At 69.5% G+C, this 15,439-nt stretch carries 13 protein-coding genes; 9 read left to right on the top strand and 4 right to left on the bottom strand.

Annotated features, from left to right (window positions below):
- Positions 1–159: 159 nt before the first annotated feature.
- On the top strand, positions 160–2,133 hold the full coding sequence (locus tag N912_RS0130605) for a hypothetical protein (RefSeq protein ID WP_156994155.1): 1,974 nt from the start codon (positions 160–162) through the stop codon (positions 2,131–2,133).
- Entirely contained in the window at positions 2,130–3,689 is a 1,560-nt protein-coding gene (locus N912_RS0130600; RefSeq protein ID WP_156994154.1) for an ABC transporter substrate-binding protein, read from the top strand. The genes N912_RS0130605 and N912_RS0130600 overlap by 4 nt, the downstream gene beginning before the upstream one ends.
- Before the next feature lie 13 nt (positions 3,690–3,702).
- On the opposite strand, the gene N912_RS63905 is transcribed toward N912_RS0130600, so the two are convergent.
- On the bottom strand, positions 3,703–3,936 hold the full coding sequence (locus N912_RS63905) for a hypothetical protein (protein ID WP_028925380.1): 234 nt from the start codon (positions 3,934–3,936) through the stop codon (positions 3,703–3,705).
- Between the two features lie 134 nt (positions 3,937–4,070).
- On the opposite strand from N912_RS63905, the gene N912_RS0130590 reads away from it, so the two are divergent.
- Both N912_RS0130590 and N912_RS0130585 read left to right on the top strand, forming a co-directional pair.
- Positions 4,071–6,053: a hypothetical protein gene (locus N912_RS0130590; protein WP_156994153.1), complete on the top strand. Its 1,983-nt coding sequence runs from the start codon at positions 4,071–4,073 to the stop codon at positions 6,051–6,053.
- Positions 6,054–6,132: 79 nt separating this feature from the next.
- On the top strand, positions 6,133–7,614 hold the full coding sequence (locus tag N912_RS0130585) for an ABC transporter substrate-binding protein (RefSeq protein WP_028925378.1): 1,482 nt from the start codon (positions 6,133–6,135) through the stop codon (positions 7,612–7,614).
- Positions 7,615–7,618: 4 nt separating this feature from the next.
- Here the strand turns inward: N912_RS0130585 and N912_RS55750 are convergent, their stop codons facing one another.
- On the bottom strand, positions 7,619–9,250 hold the full coding sequence (locus tag N912_RS55750) for an MDR family MFS transporter (RefSeq protein ID WP_064745439.1): 1,632 nt from the start codon (positions 9,248–9,250) through the stop codon (positions 7,619–7,621).
- A gap of 102 nt (positions 9,251–9,352) precedes the next feature.
- Between N912_RS55750 and N912_RS60850 the strand changes: the two genes are divergently transcribed.
- From N912_RS60850 to N912_RS0130560, 4 genes are all read left to right on the top strand, one after another.
- Positions 9,353–10,093, top strand: coding sequence for a TetR/AcrR family transcriptional regulator (locus N912_RS60850; RefSeq protein WP_051581034.1), 741 nt, complete (start codon positions 9,353–9,355; stop codon positions 10,091–10,093).
- On the top strand, positions 10,090–11,259 hold the full coding sequence (locus tag N912_RS55740) for an FAD-dependent monooxygenase (RefSeq protein WP_037067478.1): 1,170 nt from the start codon (positions 10,090–10,092) through the stop codon (positions 11,257–11,259). The genes N912_RS60850 and N912_RS55740 overlap by 4 nt, the downstream gene beginning before the upstream one ends.
- Positions 11,260–11,380: 121 nt before the next feature.
- The gene (locus tag N912_RS55735; RefSeq protein ID WP_084211358.1) at positions 11,381–11,929 is read left to right on the top strand and encodes a TetR/AcrR family transcriptional regulator; all 549 of its coding nucleotides are present in this window, start codon (positions 11,381–11,383) and stop codon (positions 11,927–11,929) included.
- Between the two features lie 54 nt (positions 11,930–11,983).
- Positions 11,984–12,658, top strand: a complete 675-nt coding sequence (locus N912_RS0130560; RefSeq protein WP_028925377.1) for a DUF2306 domain-containing protein — start codon at positions 11,984–11,986, stop codon at positions 12,656–12,658.
- Here the strand turns inward: N912_RS0130560 and N912_RS0130555 are convergent.
- Together N912_RS0130555 and N912_RS0130550 are read right to left on the bottom strand one after the other, a co-directional pair.
- Positions 12,600–13,823, bottom strand: a complete 1,224-nt coding sequence (locus tag N912_RS0130555; RefSeq protein WP_156994152.1) for an FAD-dependent monooxygenase — start codon at positions 13,821–13,823, stop codon at positions 12,600–12,602. The genes N912_RS0130560 and N912_RS0130555 overlap by 59 nt on opposite strands.
- Before the next feature lie 4 nt (positions 13,824–13,827).
- The gene (locus N912_RS0130550; protein WP_169747984.1) at positions 13,828–14,874 is read right to left on the bottom strand and encodes a lipid II:glycine glycyltransferase FemX; all 1,047 of its coding nucleotides are present in this window, start codon (positions 14,872–14,874) and stop codon (positions 13,828–13,830) included.
- A 465-nt stretch (positions 14,875–15,339) separates the two neighbouring features.
- Between N912_RS0130550 and mftA the strand changes: the two genes are divergently transcribed.
- The gene (gene mftA / locus N912_RS63900) at positions 15,340–15,438 is read left to right on the top strand and encodes a mycofactocin precursor MftA (RefSeq protein ID WP_064745437.1); all 99 of its coding nucleotides are present in this window, start codon (positions 15,340–15,342) and stop codon (positions 15,436–15,438) included.
- Position 15,439: the final 1 nt, after the last annotated feature.

Raw genomic sequence — 15,439 nt, 5'->3', positions numbered from 1 at the left:
CCGAGAGGTACGAATACCTGCCGAGATCTTTGCGTTGTGGCTCGGTGAATGTGCGCCATCGGCACATATCGAGGTCCGCATCAAGTATGGTGTGGCCGGATTAACCCATTAGCGGGGGTCCGATATTCGATATAAAAGTGTGCCTTATGGGGGTTTACGTTGCCCAACGGTCGTGCAGCGGCGCTGGAACGACTCATTCGCGACTGTGCCGACCGCGAAGGGCCGAATCAGGATCCCGACGACCTGCCCATAGTCGTCGTGTGGGGCGCTCGCGGCTCGGAGAACTCCGAGTTGCTCAGGCACCTGCGATCCGTCGACCGTTGGCCGGGACCGCGCGCCTTCCTCGACGGCGAGCAGCTCCCGGCCAGGCTTCGGCCACATCAGGTGGCGAGTCGGCTCGCGTTCCAGCTGGGGTATGAGGCCGAAGGATTCGGTCGAGCCCGCTTTCCGCGCTTCTTCCTCGGCTTGGCGGCGGTCCGAGAGCCACTCAACCCCGACGCGGGCGCGGGTGCCCGAGAGGCCCGCCGGGACCTGCTCAACCAGAGGCTGCGGAACCGGAGCGAGGGCCGGACCTGGTTACGGGACTCGGCGGCGGCGATCGCCGGTCTGGCCGGGCTGGACGGCGCGGTGACGAGCGCGGTCGGTCTGGCCGTGGATGGCCTGGTGGAGATCACCCGCACCCTGCGGCTGCTGCGAGGTCCCGCCATGACGTGGTACCGAGATATCCTCGACGTCCATTTCCAGGACCCGGTGGACGGCGTGGTGGAACTGTCGGTTCAGGAGTTTCTGGGCAACCACAATTCGGTCGACGAGGTGCTGTGTCGGGCCTTCGTCGCGGACCTACGGCACGAGTTCGATGCCAGCCATGGCTGGAATGCACGTGAGACCAGCGCTGTTGCGCTGCTGGACAACGTCGGCAGACCGGCGGCCAGCCGCTTTCTCGCGATGCTCGCCGAGCTGGAGGACAACTCGGGGCCGCTCTTGGTGGTCGCCGCCTCGCACCTGCGGTTCCCACCGGCCGCGGCCGAGGATCCGGCGAGTTGGCAACCGGACGCCCTCAGCGAGGTGTCGATCAGTCGCTGGGCAGCGCAGCGAGCCGCCCGGGGCGGGAGTCGCTACTACCCGGTGTGGGTGGATCCGGTGGACGAGGTGCCCGCGACCGCCGAGCCGGACCGGCAGGAGGTTGAAACGATTCTCAGAGGGTTGGAACCCGGCGAGACGCGGCGCGCGGCGGTTTCCCTTGCCCATCGATTGACCGCAGGCCATCCGGCGGGCCTGGAAATGGTTATCGAGACCCTGCGCCGTGGCGGCGGACTATCCAGTGCGGTCGCCGAGCCCCAGGGTTTCGACCTGCGCGGCACCCTCGACCTGGAACACCTGGATGACACGGTATTCGACCTGGTATTGGGCCCGTGGACCGAGGACATGCGCGGTGGACTGGCGCTGATGGCGATAGCCGTCGACCTGTCCGACCACAGGATCGCCCCAATCCTGGGGAGGGAGCCCACACTGGTGGCCGAACTGATCACAGATTTCCGAGCGCGTGACCTGTGGGTGACACATCGGGTCGTGGGGGGAGCGATGGATCCGCCGCGACTGCACCCGTTCGCCCGACGCGCAATCGCTCATCGGCTGGGTCGTCCGGGGGGAATCGCGGCGCTGGACCTGCGATGGGACCAGGCACACGAAGTCCTGCGAAATGCCGCCGCCGAGAACGGGGATGACCTCGCCCTTCTGTACCACGAGCTGGCGCTGGGTCGGTTCTCAGAGGTGGCACAGCGGCTCAGCGACATGTTCGACTCGATGGGCCCGGAGCGCTGGTACGAGCTGCTCCTCCAGGTCACGGCGGCGCCGTTGGCGCGCCCGTACGACTGGCACGACGCCGGCACCCACCTCGACAAGCTCAGCGAGGGACCCGCACCGGAACCGAAGGTGACCCGGAAGCTCCTCGCGGCGCTGCTGCTCCACTCCGATCCGCTCGGTGATCCGCACCACGACATGTGCGGCATCGTCGCCGCGGAGCTCGGCGAGCTGCGTCGACATGGGGGACAGAGAGAACCGTTCTTGGTGGCACAGGGTCAGAGGTTCCGGCAGTGCTGGAGCCGCTGGCACGCCGGTTTGGGGGCATCGTGACAGTCAGGTCGACCCAACGACCCGGACGGCTGCGGCGGTGGTGGGGCAACCGCAGCAGGAGGGTGCGCAAGATACTGGTGGCGCTGCTGGTGTTCATCCTGGTCGCGGCGCTCGTGGCCATCTCCATCACCATCTGGATCAATCGGACGTACTGCGACTACCCGGATCTCAAGCGGGCCGAAGGCCCCTGTGTCGGCATCAGCGATGGCACAGACAGCCAGGTCTTCGGGCCTGGCGCGGCGAACGCGCTCCGGGTGATCGGTGAAGAGAACACGCGGCTGGCCAACGAGCATCCCGCGGAGCCCACTGTCAGCGTCGCCTACGTCGTGCCGCTCCCTCCGCCAGGGGTCGACGACTCGTACGCGGCCCGCCTGGCCGGCGACCTGATGGGGGTGGCCGTCGCCCAGCGGCAGGCGAACCGGACGAACACGGCGGGCGGCCGTCCGCTGATCCGGGTGTTGGTCGTGAACGTCGGTGACTCCGCCAACCCGTCGGCGGAGCCGATCGCCAGGCTGATCGAGATGGCGCACGCCGAGTTCGCGAAGCACCACCTGATGGCCGTCGCGGTGACCGGCAAGTCGTTGCGACCGCTCACCGCATTGATCGAGACGATGGTCACCGCCGAGATACCGGTGGTCATCTCCCACCTGACCGCGGACCAGCTGCTCCCCGCCCCCGCGACGCCGAACACCTCGCTCGCGCGGATCGCACCGACCACCGAGGACGAGGCCGCGGCGGCCGCCGCGTACCTCCGGTCGTCCAGCAAGCGGGCGCTGATCGTGCAGAACACCGATCCGGACGACCGCTACTCGCTGAGCCTCGGCGCCGCCTTCCGCGCCCGATACGTGGACGCCGGGCATGCGGTCGTGGAGCCGGACGAGACATACAACGGCCAGCGCAACCCCGTGGGCGCCATGAAGGGCATCGTGCTCAACATCTGTCAGCAGCGGCCGGACGTGGTGTTCTTTGCCGGCCGGGCACCCGAGCTGGCGGCATTGGCCTCGGCCTTGCCGACCCGACCTTGCCTGGACCTCCCGGTCCGGGTGGTGACCGGCGACGACGGTGCCCAGTTCGTGGCGATGCTCGCCGGCGGCGTGCCCGAGCTGCGCAGGGGCATGGAGGCGAACGCGTCCGTCGAGTTCACCGCGCTGGCACACCCCGAGGCGTGGGGCAAGGCGCCCTGGGCGTTCACGGCCGGCTCGACCGAGTACCTGACCGGCCGGTGCGCGGAGTGCTTCCCGACCCTGTTCCCGAACCAGACGCTGGACGACAGCTACGCGATCATGGCGTACGACGCGATGATGGCCACGATCGGCGGGATTCGTTCGCCCTATGGCGAAGTCCGCTCACCGCGAGATCTGATCGGGCAGTTCAAACTGATGCACGGCGCCGGCTTGGTCGCCGGGGCCAGCGGGTGGATCTCGCTCACTTCGACCGGGAGCGCGGTCAACAAGGCGGTTGCCATCCTGCGCGCCGCCCCGGACGGCCGCACACAGTTCGTCCAGCTCAGCTCGCCGTCCGGGACGCCGTGCACGCCAGGAATGCCAGGGTGCTGAACCGGTCGTTCGGTCAAGGCACAGGCTCCCGGTCGCGGGTCGCGGGTCGCGGGTCGCGGGTCGCGGGTCGCGGGTCGCGGGTCGCGGGTCGCGGGTCGCGGGTCGCGGGTCGCGGGTCGCGGGTTGCGCCGTCGTCGGAGGTGGGAGTGGCGGTGGCGCTGTGCGGTGTGGCTTCGGTGAGCTCGGCGTCGACGGGTTGGCCGGCGGCTTCGTCCCGGATCGGCGGCTTGACGTCGCCCTCGGTCATGTCCGGACTGATCCCGCATAGCAGGGAGCCGCCCAGGCTGACAAATCGGCGTCGAGCGGCGAGTACGGTGTTGCGAAATTGCCGATAGCGCGGTCCCGAAAGCAAACGGCACTCGCGTCACATGGGGGGTGGCGGTGCCCGACGGTCGTCAAATCCTTCTGGAACAGCTCGTTCGTACCTGCGCGACTCGCGACCGTCCGGGCGCCGATGACCTGCCGATCGTCGTGCTCTGGGGATCACGCGGCTCGGAGTGCTCGGACCTGCTCAAGAGCCTGAACGAAATTTACGACTGGCCCGGGCCGCGCGCCTTTCTGGACGGCGAGCGGCTGCCGCCCGGCCTGCGCCCGCACCAGGTCGCGAACCGGCTCGCCTTCCAGTTCGGACGGCGGGTCGCCCGATTCGGGCGGGTCGGATTCCCGCGTTTCTTTCTCGGGATGTGGGCAGTCGGCGAACCACTCGACCCCGACGCGATGGCCGGCGCCAGGGACGCCCGCCGGACGCTGATCCAGCGGAGGCTCCGGAACACATCCGAGGGGCGCACCTGGGTGCGGAACGCCGGGATGGCGATCGCGGGGCTCGCCGGTGTGGACGTATCGGTGACCAGCGCGGTCGGCCTGGCGGTGGACGGCGGGTGGGAGATCAGCCGGACCATCAAGATGCTGCGCGGCGTCGGCATGCGCTGGTACCGGGACGGACTCGGCGGAGGCAAGCACTTCCCCGATCCGGTGGACGCATTGGTCGAGCTGTCGGTTCGGGAGTTCCAGGAGGACCACGAGGGGGTCGACGAGGTGCTCTGCCGGGCCTTCGTGGCCGACGTGCGCGGCGCGTTCGATGCAGGGTTCACCCCGTTCGACCGTGGGACCAGCGCCGTTGTGTTGCTCGACAACGTGGGCGCGCCCGAGCTCCGCGACTTCGTCACCATGGTCTCCGAACAGCGGGCCGGATCGGGTCCGTTGCTCGTCGTGGCCGCCTCGCACCAGCGCTACCCTCCGGCAGCCGCGGCGGCGCCGCCGGACTGGCAGCCGGACGCCCTGGAGGACGCCTCGATCACGCTCTGGCGGAACGAGCGAGACAGGCGTGACGGCAGCCGGTACTACCCGGTGTCGGTCGATCCGGTCGACGAGGTGGCGCCGACCGCGGGGCCGACCCGCGAGGAGGTGCGGACGATCGCGGCCAGGCTGGACGTCGGCCCGCCGTTGTTCCATACCGTTGCCTTCACCCACCGGCTGACCGCGGCCCATCCGACCGGCCTGGAGATGGTCGTCGACGTGCTGGGGGGTCCCGACGGGAGGCTCAGCCCCGGCCGCCGGGTCGATCTCCGGGGCACCTTGGGACAGCAGGATCGTGACGGTCGGAGCCTTGACGACCGGGTCTTCGACCTGGTGCTCGGCCCGTGGGCCGAGGAGATACGCCGAGGGCTGGTGTTGATGGCGATCGCCGTCGACCTCTCCGACGGCAGGATCGCCCCGATACTGCGGCAAGAGACCCGTCGGGGTCGAAGGTTGATCACGGCGTTCCGCTCCCGCGACCTGTGGGTCACCCACGGGATCACGGACGGGGTGCCGGAACCGCCGCGACTACACCCGCTCGCCCGCCGGGCCATCGCTCACCGGCTGGCCCGCCCTGGCGGCATCGCGTCGCTGGACCTGGTCTGGGACCACGCGCACGAGCTGCTCCGAGACAGCGCGGTGGCGAGCAAGGATGAGGTGGCCGCGCTGTACCACGGCCTCGCGCTCGGCCGGCTCCACGAGGTGGCGACCCGGCTCACCGAGCTGTTCGACCCGGTCCACCCACAGGCCTGGTACGAGTTGCTGCTGCGGGTCACGGCGGCTCCACTGGCCCACCCGGACAGGGGCGAGACCACCGGTGCCCACTTCGGCGAGCTCTGCGCGGACGAGGCGCCGGCGCCGTTGGTGTCGCCCCGGCTGCTCGCCGCGCTGCAACTGCACACCGACCCGCTCGGCGATCCACACCATGACATGTGCGGCATCGTCGAAATGGAGCTCGACACCCTCGCCCAGAACGCGGCCGAGGGGGCGGCCTTCCTGGTCGAGCGGTGCAGGACGTTCAGCCAATGCTGGGACCGTTGGCATCAGCACGGGGGACACCATGGTTGACACCTCCAGCCGGCCCGGCCATCCCTTGCGCCGGTTCTTCAGGGTTGCCAGCTTGTACTGGCGGGCACTCAGGAGCTCGGTGCGCCTGGCCATCCTGGCGGTGCTCGCCCTCGCGCTTGTCGGGCTCGGCATCCCCACGTGGTACGGGCTGACGCACTGCGCGGGAGGGCTGGCGAAGGTCGACGGGCAGTGCATAGGCATCACCGATGGCAACCAAGGTCCCGTTTTCGGCGACCGGACGGCTGCAGCGTTGCGGCTCATCGGGGAGGAGAACGCCCGGGTGGCCGGGGACCCATCCGCGGTGAGCATCGCCTACGTCGTCCCCATCCCGCCGCCCGGAACCGACGACGACTACGCGGCCCGGGTGGCCGAAGATGTCATGGGGGCCGCGATCGCACAGCGACAGGCCAATCGGACGAAGACCGCCGGCCGCCCCGATCGGCCGCCGATCCGGGTGCTGATCGCCAACATCGGCAAGGCCGAGCAGCCCGCGAACGGACCCATCGGTGCGCTGCGAGAGATGGCCACCACCGGCTTTGCCGAGCACCATCTGATGGCCGTCGTGATCAGCGGCAAGTCGTCGGGCACGCCCCGCGAGGCGATCGACCCGTTGCTCGCCGCCCACGTGCCGCTGATCATCGCCGGCCTAACGGACGACCAGCTCACCTCGGCCCCTGTGACGGCGAACTCCTCGATTGCCCGCATCGCGCCGACCACCTCGGACGAGGCGGCCGCCGCGGCGGCGTATCTGCGGTCGACGGGTGCGAGGAAGACGCTGATCGTGCAGAACACCGACCCGAGGGACGCCTACTCGCGGGACCTGGGCAGGGCGTTCCGGGAGCACTACCCAGGCGACGGCTATGAGATCGTCGTGCCGGACGAGGTGTACGCCGGTGAACGGTCGGGCGCCGCGAACACCATGAACGCCATCGTGACCAACCTCTGCCAACAACAACCCGACGCGCTGTTCTTCGCCGGCCGTTCACCCGAGCTGGCGGCGCTTGTCGCCGCGCTGTCGCATCGGCCCTGCCTCAACCGCCCTATCAAGGTGGTGACGGGTCACGACGGCGCCACCTTTGCGGCGGCGGCTGCGTCCGGCGCGCCGGAGCTGCGCAACGGGCTGTCGGCGAACGTGTCAGTCGCTTACACGGCGCTGGCGCACCCAGAGTCATGGCGGAACGCGCCCGGCGCCTTCCAGCCGAACGCGGCCGAGTACCTCACCTGCACTGGCCCGGACTGTTTTCCGACCCTGTTCCCCGGCCAGAGCCTGGACGACGGCGACACCATCATGGCCTATGACGCGATCATGACGGCGGTTCGCGCCATCCGGTCGTCCGACCCTCCGCTCGGCTCACCGGCGGAGCTGATCCAGCAGTTCAAGCGCATTCACGGCGTCGGCCTGCTACCCGGGGCCAGCGGTTGGATCTCGCTCGCCCCCAACGGCAACGCGCAGAACAAGGCGGTCCCCATCCTGGGCATCGGGCCGGACGGCCGCACACAGTTCGTCCAGCTCAGCTCGCCGTCCGGGACGCCGTGCGTGCCCGGAATGTCGGGGTGCTGAGGGGCTAAGGCACCGGCTCGCGGTCGCGGACGGTGCCGTCGGCGGGAGGTGTCGCCTCGGCGGACCGTTCGGTGGGCTCGGCGCCGGCGGCGGGCTCGGCGGGTTGGGCGGCGGGTTCGTCGGGGATCGGCGGCTTTTTCATGAACATGGCCAGGACGATGCCGATGGTGGTCAGGATGGCGGCGACCAGGAAGACGTCGCTGTAGGCCTGGGCGGTCACCTCGACCTGGAGTTTCTGGTAGTAGCCGTACAGGCCGGTGAGGTCCTGCTGGGAGATGCCGTGCGCGCTCAGCCTGGGGTCGTTGGCGGGCATCAGCGCGGACCTGTCGGACATCAGCTGGCTCGACTGGCTGCTGGCGATCACCGTGAGCGCCGCCAGTCCGAGCGCGGAGGCCACCCGCTGGGCCACGTTGTTCATCAGGCTGGCGGAGGTGGTCAGGCCGGGCGGGACCGCGGACATCCCGGCCGTCATGATCGGCATCATGGCCAGCCCATTGCCGAAGGCCCTGATGCAGGTCCAGAGGATGACGTCCTCGTCGGTCATGTCCGGGTTGATCCCGCACAGCAGGAAGCCACCCCAGGCCGCGATGGCCAGCCCGATGACCGCCGGCCAGCGCGGGCCGATGAGGTCGTAGAGCCTCCCGGCGATCGGCATCAGCACGCCCATCACCAGCGCCTCGGGGAGCAGGATCAGCCCGGTGCGCAGCGGCTGGGTGCCCTGGTCGGCCTGCATGAACAGCGGCAGGTAGAACAGCACCCCGAACAGGCCGACGATCAGCACCATGATCAGCAGCAGCGAGTTCGTGAACATCCAGTTCTTGAACACCCGCAGGTCGATCAGCGGCTCGTCCAGCTCCAGCTCGATCACCACGAATAGCGCGAGCAGCAGCAGCGCGCCCACGATCAGCATCAGGATCCGGTAGGAGCCCCAGCCCCAGGACTCGCCCTCGGAGAACGCCAGCAGCAGCGCGAACAGCCCGGTGGCCGACGTGATGAACCCCCACCAGTCGAACCGCCGGGACGTGGTGGGCGCCATCTTCGGGATCAGGAACCAGGCGGCCACCGTGGCCAGCACCGCCACCGGCACGTTGATGTAGAAGATCAGCCGCCAGTCGAGGTACTCCACGAGGTAGCCGCCGAGGGTCGGGCCCGCGGCCGGCCCGAACACCACGCCGAGGCCGAACAGCCCCATCGCGCTGCCCATCTTCTCCCTGGGCACGATCACGTAGATCATCGACATGGTGATGACCGGCAGGATCCCGCCCGGCACCGCCTGCAGGATCCGGAACGCGACCATGCTGCCCAGGTTCCAGGCCAGCCCGCACAGGGCGGAGGCGACAGCGAAGCCGACCAGGCAGGCCAGATAGACCTTGGTCAGCCCGAGCCGGTCGCCCAGCCAGCCCGACAACGGCACCACGACGCCCAGCCCCAGGGTGAACGCGGTGCTGATCCACTCGACGTCGTCGGTGGCGACCCCGAAATCCCGTTGCATGGTCGGGATCGCGACGTTGACGATGGTCATGTCCAACAGCGACATGAACATGCCGCCGATCAACACCAGCATGGGGATCAGCCAGCCGTTGCTCGACTCATCCGCCGGTGCCGAAGGTGGTGGTGGCGCGGTCGCGACCTCCATGTCGACGCCCTCCCGGTGCCGACCCAAAAACGTGGGTCACTCACCTTTCCAAGGCTTATTGTCCAGGGTTGGCAACCTGATTGCCCCCGCTAGCCTGATTCGGTGACGTGCGACGACGCCGACACGGGTGGGCTGGGGCTGCGCGAGCGGAAGAAGCGGGCGACCCGGCGCGCCATCCTCGACGCCGCCCACGCGCTGTTCGCCGAGCGCGGCTACGACAACGTCACGGTCACCGAGATCGCCCGCGCGGTGCGGCTGTCCGCCAAGACCGTGTTCGTCTACTTCCCGTCCAAGCTGGACCTCGTCTTCGACCACGAGGACGAGGTGCGCGCCATGCTCCAGGAGCGCATCCGGGACCGCCCGCCCGGCCGCACCCCGCTGGACGCGATGGCCGCCACCGTGCGCGAGTGGATCTCCGGGTCGTGCGCGGTCGCGGACCTGGACCGGCTGCACCGCATGGTCGCCGACAGCGAGACGCTGCGGTCGCGGATGCGGCTGATGTGGGAGCGGCTCGAGCAGGCGCTGGCCGAGGTCCTCGCCGAGGAGTCCGGCGAGGACCGGCACGCGCCGGGGCCGAGGGTGGTCGCCGCCCAGCTACTGTTGCTGTTCCGGCTGATGTCCTCGGAGCACCTGCTCGGCTACCTGCGCGCCCGCGCCGAGCCCGAGCGGCGGGCCGCGATGGCGGACTGGCTGGACGGATGCCTGGAGCTGATCGGCGACGGCATCGCGGACTACGCCCGCCGGCCGGCTACGGGGGTCAAGGTCAGCGCGGACGGCGCCGTCCGAGAAGATAGGCACAGCGGCGGTAACCAGAACCACAACACGGAACGGAAACCCGGATGAAGATCGTCTGCGTAGGTGCCGGCCCGGCCGGCCTCTACTTCGCCATCCTGAGCAAGCTGCGTGACCCGGCCGCCGAGGTCACCGTGCTGGAGCGCAACCCGCGCGGGGTGACCTACGGCTGGGGCGTCGTGTTCTGGGACGACATGGTGCACGGCCTGCGCGGCAGCGACCCGGAGACCGCCCGGATGGTGCTCGCCGACGCGAACCAGTGGCACGACCAGGAAGTGCACATCGGCGGCGAGCGGCCGGCGCACATGGGCGGCTACGGCTACAGCATCGGCCGCACCCACCTGCTGAACCTGCTCACCGCGCGCGCCGAGGCGCTCGGGGTGGACGTGCGCTTCGACACCGAGGTCGACCCCGCCGCGCTCCCGGACGCCGACCTGCTGGTGGCCGCCGACGGCGTCAACAGCCGGATCCGCTCCCGGTACACCGACGAGTTCAAGCCCACCGTCGAGTCCGGGCGGAACTACTACATCTGGCTGGGCACCCGCAAGCTGTTCAACGTCTTCACCTTCGCCTTCGAGCGCACCCCCGCCGGCTGGGTCTGGCTGCACGGCTACCGGTTCAACGACGAGCACAGCACCTGCATCTTCGAGTGCACCCCGGAGACCTGGAAGGGCCTGGGCCTGGACACCCTGGACACCGACGCCGGCCTGGCCAAGATCCAGGACGTGTTCGCCCGCGAGCTGGGAGGCCACGAGCTGATCAGCCAGTCCGGGGGCACCAAGACGCCGTGGCTGAACTTCGCCGACGTCACCAACCAGAACTGGCATCACGAGAACATGGTGCTGATGGGCGACGCCGCGCACACCACGCACTTCTCCATCGGCTCCGGGACGAAGCTGGCGGTCGAGGATGCGATCGGGCTGGACCAGGCGATGAAGGCGCACTCCGCGCTCCCCGACGCCCTGGCCGCCTACCAGCGCGACAGGTCCGCCGCCGTGGCCGTCCGCCAGGGCTCGGCCAGGGCCAGCTCCGCCTGGTTCGAGAACGTGGCCCAGCACATCGACACCGACCCGGTCCGCTTCGCCTACGCGCTGCGCACCCGCCGCGAGCAGCCCGCCGGCCTGTCCTGGATGCTGCACCGCGCCACCCAGTACAAGGCCGGCCAGGTCGGCCGCCGCCTGATCAGCACCGCCAAGCGCCGCCTCAAGTCCGCCTGACCCCGTGAGTGGCTAGGGCCGTCATAGCGACCCTAGCCACTCACGGGTCGCGACGGCGGCGTCATCACCCGCGGGCCGAGGTGCTTGACAGGGTAGTGATAGTGAGTGTTCACTATCAAACGTGACGACGGCACGGCGGCGCCCGAGGGTGGGGGCACAGCAGCGGCGTGAGGACGTGCTGGAGGCCGCGTTGGCGGAGTTCAGTCACAGGGGGCTGCACGGTGGGTCGACGATCACGATCGCGCGCGAGGCCGGGCTGTCGCACCCGAACCTGTTCCGGCTGTTCGCCACGAAGAAGGAGCTGTTCCTGGCGGTGCTCGCGCGGTTGTGGGAGACCGTCGAGCGGGAGATGTTGCGGCGCGAGCCCGTGGGCGGGCCGAACCCGACGGCGGCGATGGAGGACGCGTGGGGCGAGCTGATGGCCCGGCGTGAGGTGATGCTGATGATGTTGCAGGGGTACGCGGCGAGCCACGACGCGGACATCCGCGACCTGATGCACCGCGAGACGAAGCGGGTCTTCGAGCACGTCGAGGCGATCCCCGGGGCCGGCACCGACAAGGCGCACGACTTCGTGGCGAACGGGATGTACTACATGGTCGCCGTGGCGATGGACCTGCCGGCGCGGGCCGCCGACGACCCGTGGGCCGATCGCTTCCTGAGCTCCGAGTGATTTTTTTTGCGGCTTTGATAGTGACTACTCACTAGCAGAAGAAGGAGAACGACCATGACGGTGTCCAGGGCCACCCGCCGCCGCTGGCTGTGGGGACTGATGGCGGTGTGCGCGCTCGGGATCGCCGGGTTCGCGGTGCCGCCGTACCTGACCGGCGACCCGGCCGACAGCGCGCTGCCGCTCAACCCGGAGGTGGCGCTGCATTACCTGGTCCTCGCGGTGCACGCCGTCCCCGGCGGGCTGGCGATGATCATCGGCCCGTTCCAGTTCTCGGCCAGGCTGCGCGCCCGCTACCCCAGGCTGCACCGCGCCGCCGGCCGGGTCTACCTGTGCGCCGTGGTCGCCGCCTCGGTCTCGGCGCTGTTCGCGGCCACGTTCTCGATCAACGGGTTCTCGGTTCAGGTCGCGTTCTACCTGCTGGTGGCGGCCTGGCTGTACACCGCGACGCAGGCATACCGGACGATCCGCCGTGGCCAGGTATCGCAGCACCGGGTCTGGATGATCCGCAACTACGCACTTACGTTCGCGGCGGTGACGCTGCGGGTCTACTTTCTCGTCGGCATGTTGCTGCTGCGGCCGCGCGGCGTGCCGCTGGACGAGATCTACAACGCCAGCGTGTGGGCGTCCATCCTGGTCAACGCGGTGGTGGCGGAGTACTTCATCGTGCGGGTCAGCGCATCGACGCGCGGGCGCGAACCCGCCGTGAGCGGCGCATCGCTGTCAGCTTGAGCCGCAGCGAGCGCAGGGCGCGGACCTGGGTGGCCAGGTGCAGGTAGTAGCGCCACTTCGCGCCGCGGCTGCCCAGGCGGGTGGAGATGGCGTAGGCGAACTGGACGCTGTCCAGCTCCATGTTCTCCGGCACCTTCTCCAGGAACCGCATGCTGGCCAGCGCCTGGCGCTGGACGTCCTCGAGCACCGGGCGGCGCTCGGCGTCGTAGGCCTTGAGCGCGAGCGTGACGTCAGCGCCGTACTCGTCGACCTTCTCGGCCAGCGCCACCGAGTCGCCGATGGCCAGCCGGGTGCCGGACCCGACGGAGAAGTGCGTGGAGTGCGCCGCGTCGCCGAGCAGCACCACGTTGTCCTTGTACCAGGTGGTGTTGCTGACCTGCTTGCCCTGCAGCCAGGACGCGGTGTCCACGTCGTGCATCTGGCTGATCAGCTCGTGGCCGTCCAGGTGCTTGGAGAAGATCCGCTCCAGCTCGGCGAGGCACTCCTTGGGGCCCAGCTCGTCGAAGCCGAGCCCGCGCCAGGTCTCCGGGGGGCACTCCACGATGCAGGTGCTGCGCCCGGCGTCCAGGTAGTAGCAGTGCAGCCAGATCCAGCCGGCGGGGGTCTGCTCGAAGATGTAGCGGAAGGCGTCGAACACCTTGTAGGTGCCCAGCCAGAGGTACTTGTTGCGGCCGGACTCGACGGTGGTGCCGAAGTCGTCGGCCCACCGGGTGCGCAGCCCGCTGTTGATGCCGTCGCCGGACACGATCAGGTCGGCGTCGGCGAACTCGGAGAGGTCGTTCACGGTGCGCTCGAACTGCAGCTCGATGTCGAGCTCGCGGGCCCGCGCGACCAGGATGTCCAGCAGCCGCTGGCGGCCCATGCTCAGCCCGTACCCGCCCAGGTACGCGGTGGGCCGGCCGCCGATGTGCACCTCGATGCCGTCCCAGAGCCCGGTGGCCGCCTCGACCTGGCGGGCGGTGACCGGGTCGTTGGCGTAGAGCATGTCCAGCACGTCGTCCCAGAAGCCGAAGCCCCACCCGAAGCTCACGCCCTCGCGGTTGCGCTCCACGATCGTGATGCGGTGCGCGGGGTTGCGCAGCTTGGTGCAGATCGCGAAGTACAGGCCGGCCGGTCCCGCGCCGACGCAGACGATGTTCAACCCTGGCCGCTGCTGTTCTGACACGACATCACCGCTTCCGGAACTGTCCGCGCAGCTTCATCTTGGCGGCGGCGATGATCTTCGCGCCGCGTTCGTTACGCCGGAGCACGTCGTAGGCGGCGCGGATGGGCGCCGGGCGGATGAGCTCCACGGCCGTGGGGTAGCGGAACGGGGTGCCGTTGAACGACAGCTTGGACCGCTGCGCGCTGGGCCACTCCTCGCTGCTGTGGATGCCCTTGTCGATCATGTCGACGAGCATCTTCTCGGGCAGCCCGCCGAAGTCCAGCCAGCGGTAGCCGCGCGCCTTGGCCCACTTCACGATCTCCCAGCGCACCGCCGCGGGGACGGACAGCTTGCCGGTCGGCCCGGAGCCGTCGAAGCCGCCCAGGCGCCCGCGCACCATGCCGCCGACCACGGTGACCAGGTCCGCCGACACCGGCCGCCCGTCCACCTCGCCGATGAACAGCGCGGCGTGGTCGTTCGCGGCCAGCTCGCGGTAGAGGGTCCGCACGTAGTCCAGCGGGGGCGGGGCGAAGCCCTGCCGGGCGCCGGTGTGCTCCATCAGCCGCAGCAGCAGCGGCAGCTCGCTCTCGTCGGAGAGCCGCACGGTCACGCCCTTGGACTGCCATCGGTTGGTCCACGACTTGAGCCGCTTGGAGAACCCGGAGCGGATCTCCTCCAGCGGCGGGGTCAGGTCCAGCCGGTACGAGCCGGTCGGGGCGATGCCCGCGCGGGAGGGGCGGAACCCGCGCGCGAGCAGCCCGGCGCTGATCTCGTGCGCGCCCTCGGGGGGCTGCACGAAGGTCACCGTCAACGACTGCGCGATCTGGGTCAGCTCCTCGACCAGCGCCAGTGCGACCGCGCTCGGGTAGGGGGCCTGCGGGTCCACGACGGGGCCGTACGGCAGGTAGCCGATGTCCAGCAGCCCGAACAACCGACGGCGCAGCAGCAGCGCGCCACCGACCACCCGGTCGTCCTGGAAGGCCATCACGTAGACGGGTGAGTAGCCGGCCATGGAGCGGATGCGGGCCCACGCGGACAGCTGGGTCACGTCGGTGCCGACCGTGCGGTCCACGAGACGGTCCCACTGATGCAGCGCCGACGGCGGAGGGTCAACGGCCGTGATCGTGGTCACCGGTCCGGCCAATGTCTCGATCTCTGGTTCCGGGCGCTTCCCGGGGCTTGTGCCTGTGCTCATGCCCATCTTCATGCGTTCGACCCGTTCCCCCTCACGGTCCGTCGGCCCCGGCACCACAGCCTGTAGCGGTGCCCGCGTGTGTCTGGCTCACTGAACTTCCCCCGTGCTCAACGACGCCGCGACGGATCGGCGACGGGATGAAAGCAAGTCCATCCTCTCGTGATGTCGACGTCACATGGAGCTTCGTTACGGGCGCGGGGCGTAGGCAAGGCCTTTTCGATCTCTGTGACTTGAGACCCGGCCGACCCGGCGAGGGCGGGGCGGACCGCTTGTCTTGCCGAGTCCTCCGTCCGTCTTTAACGTGCGGGGCAGAACGTACCGCGCCGGGCGAGAGGAAGATCAATGACCCCGAACGAGCAGGACGAGCAGGTAGAGCAGCCGGTCGCGGAGGAGGCCCTGGTCGAGGAGGTCTCGATCGACGGCATGTGCGGGGTCTACTAGG

It is taken from the genome of Actinospineispora acaciae DSM 45401, assembly GCF_000620785.1.
Classification (GTDB): domain Bacteria; phylum Actinomycetota; class Actinomycetes; order Mycobacteriales; family Pseudonocardiaceae; genus Pseudonocardia; species Pseudonocardia acaciae.
Note: the sequence above shows the minus strand (reverse complement) of the source record. Positions and strands in the feature narration are given on the sequence as shown.

Bases quoted from the DNA above. Each gene is read 5' to 3' on its own strand.
- N912_RS63905 (WP_028925380.1), bottom strand. From the start codon at position 3,936: ATGACCGAGGGCGACGTCAAGCCGCCGATCCGGGACGAAGCCGCCGGC.
- N912_RS0130560 (WP_028925377.1), top strand. From the start codon at position 11,984: ATGACGGTGTCCAGGGCCACCCGCCGCCGCTGGCTGTGGGGACTGATG.
- N912_RS55750 (WP_064745439.1), bottom strand. From the start codon at position 9,250: ATGGAGGTCGCGACCGCGCCACCACCACCTTCGGCACCGGCGGATGAG.
- mftA (WP_064745437.1), top strand. From the start codon at position 15,340: ATGACCCCGAACGAGCAGGACGAGCAGGTAGAGCAGCCGGTCGCGGAG.
- N912_RS55740 (WP_037067478.1), top strand. From the start codon at position 10,090: ATGAAGATCGTCTGCGTAGGTGCCGGCCCGGCCGGCCTCTACTTCGCC.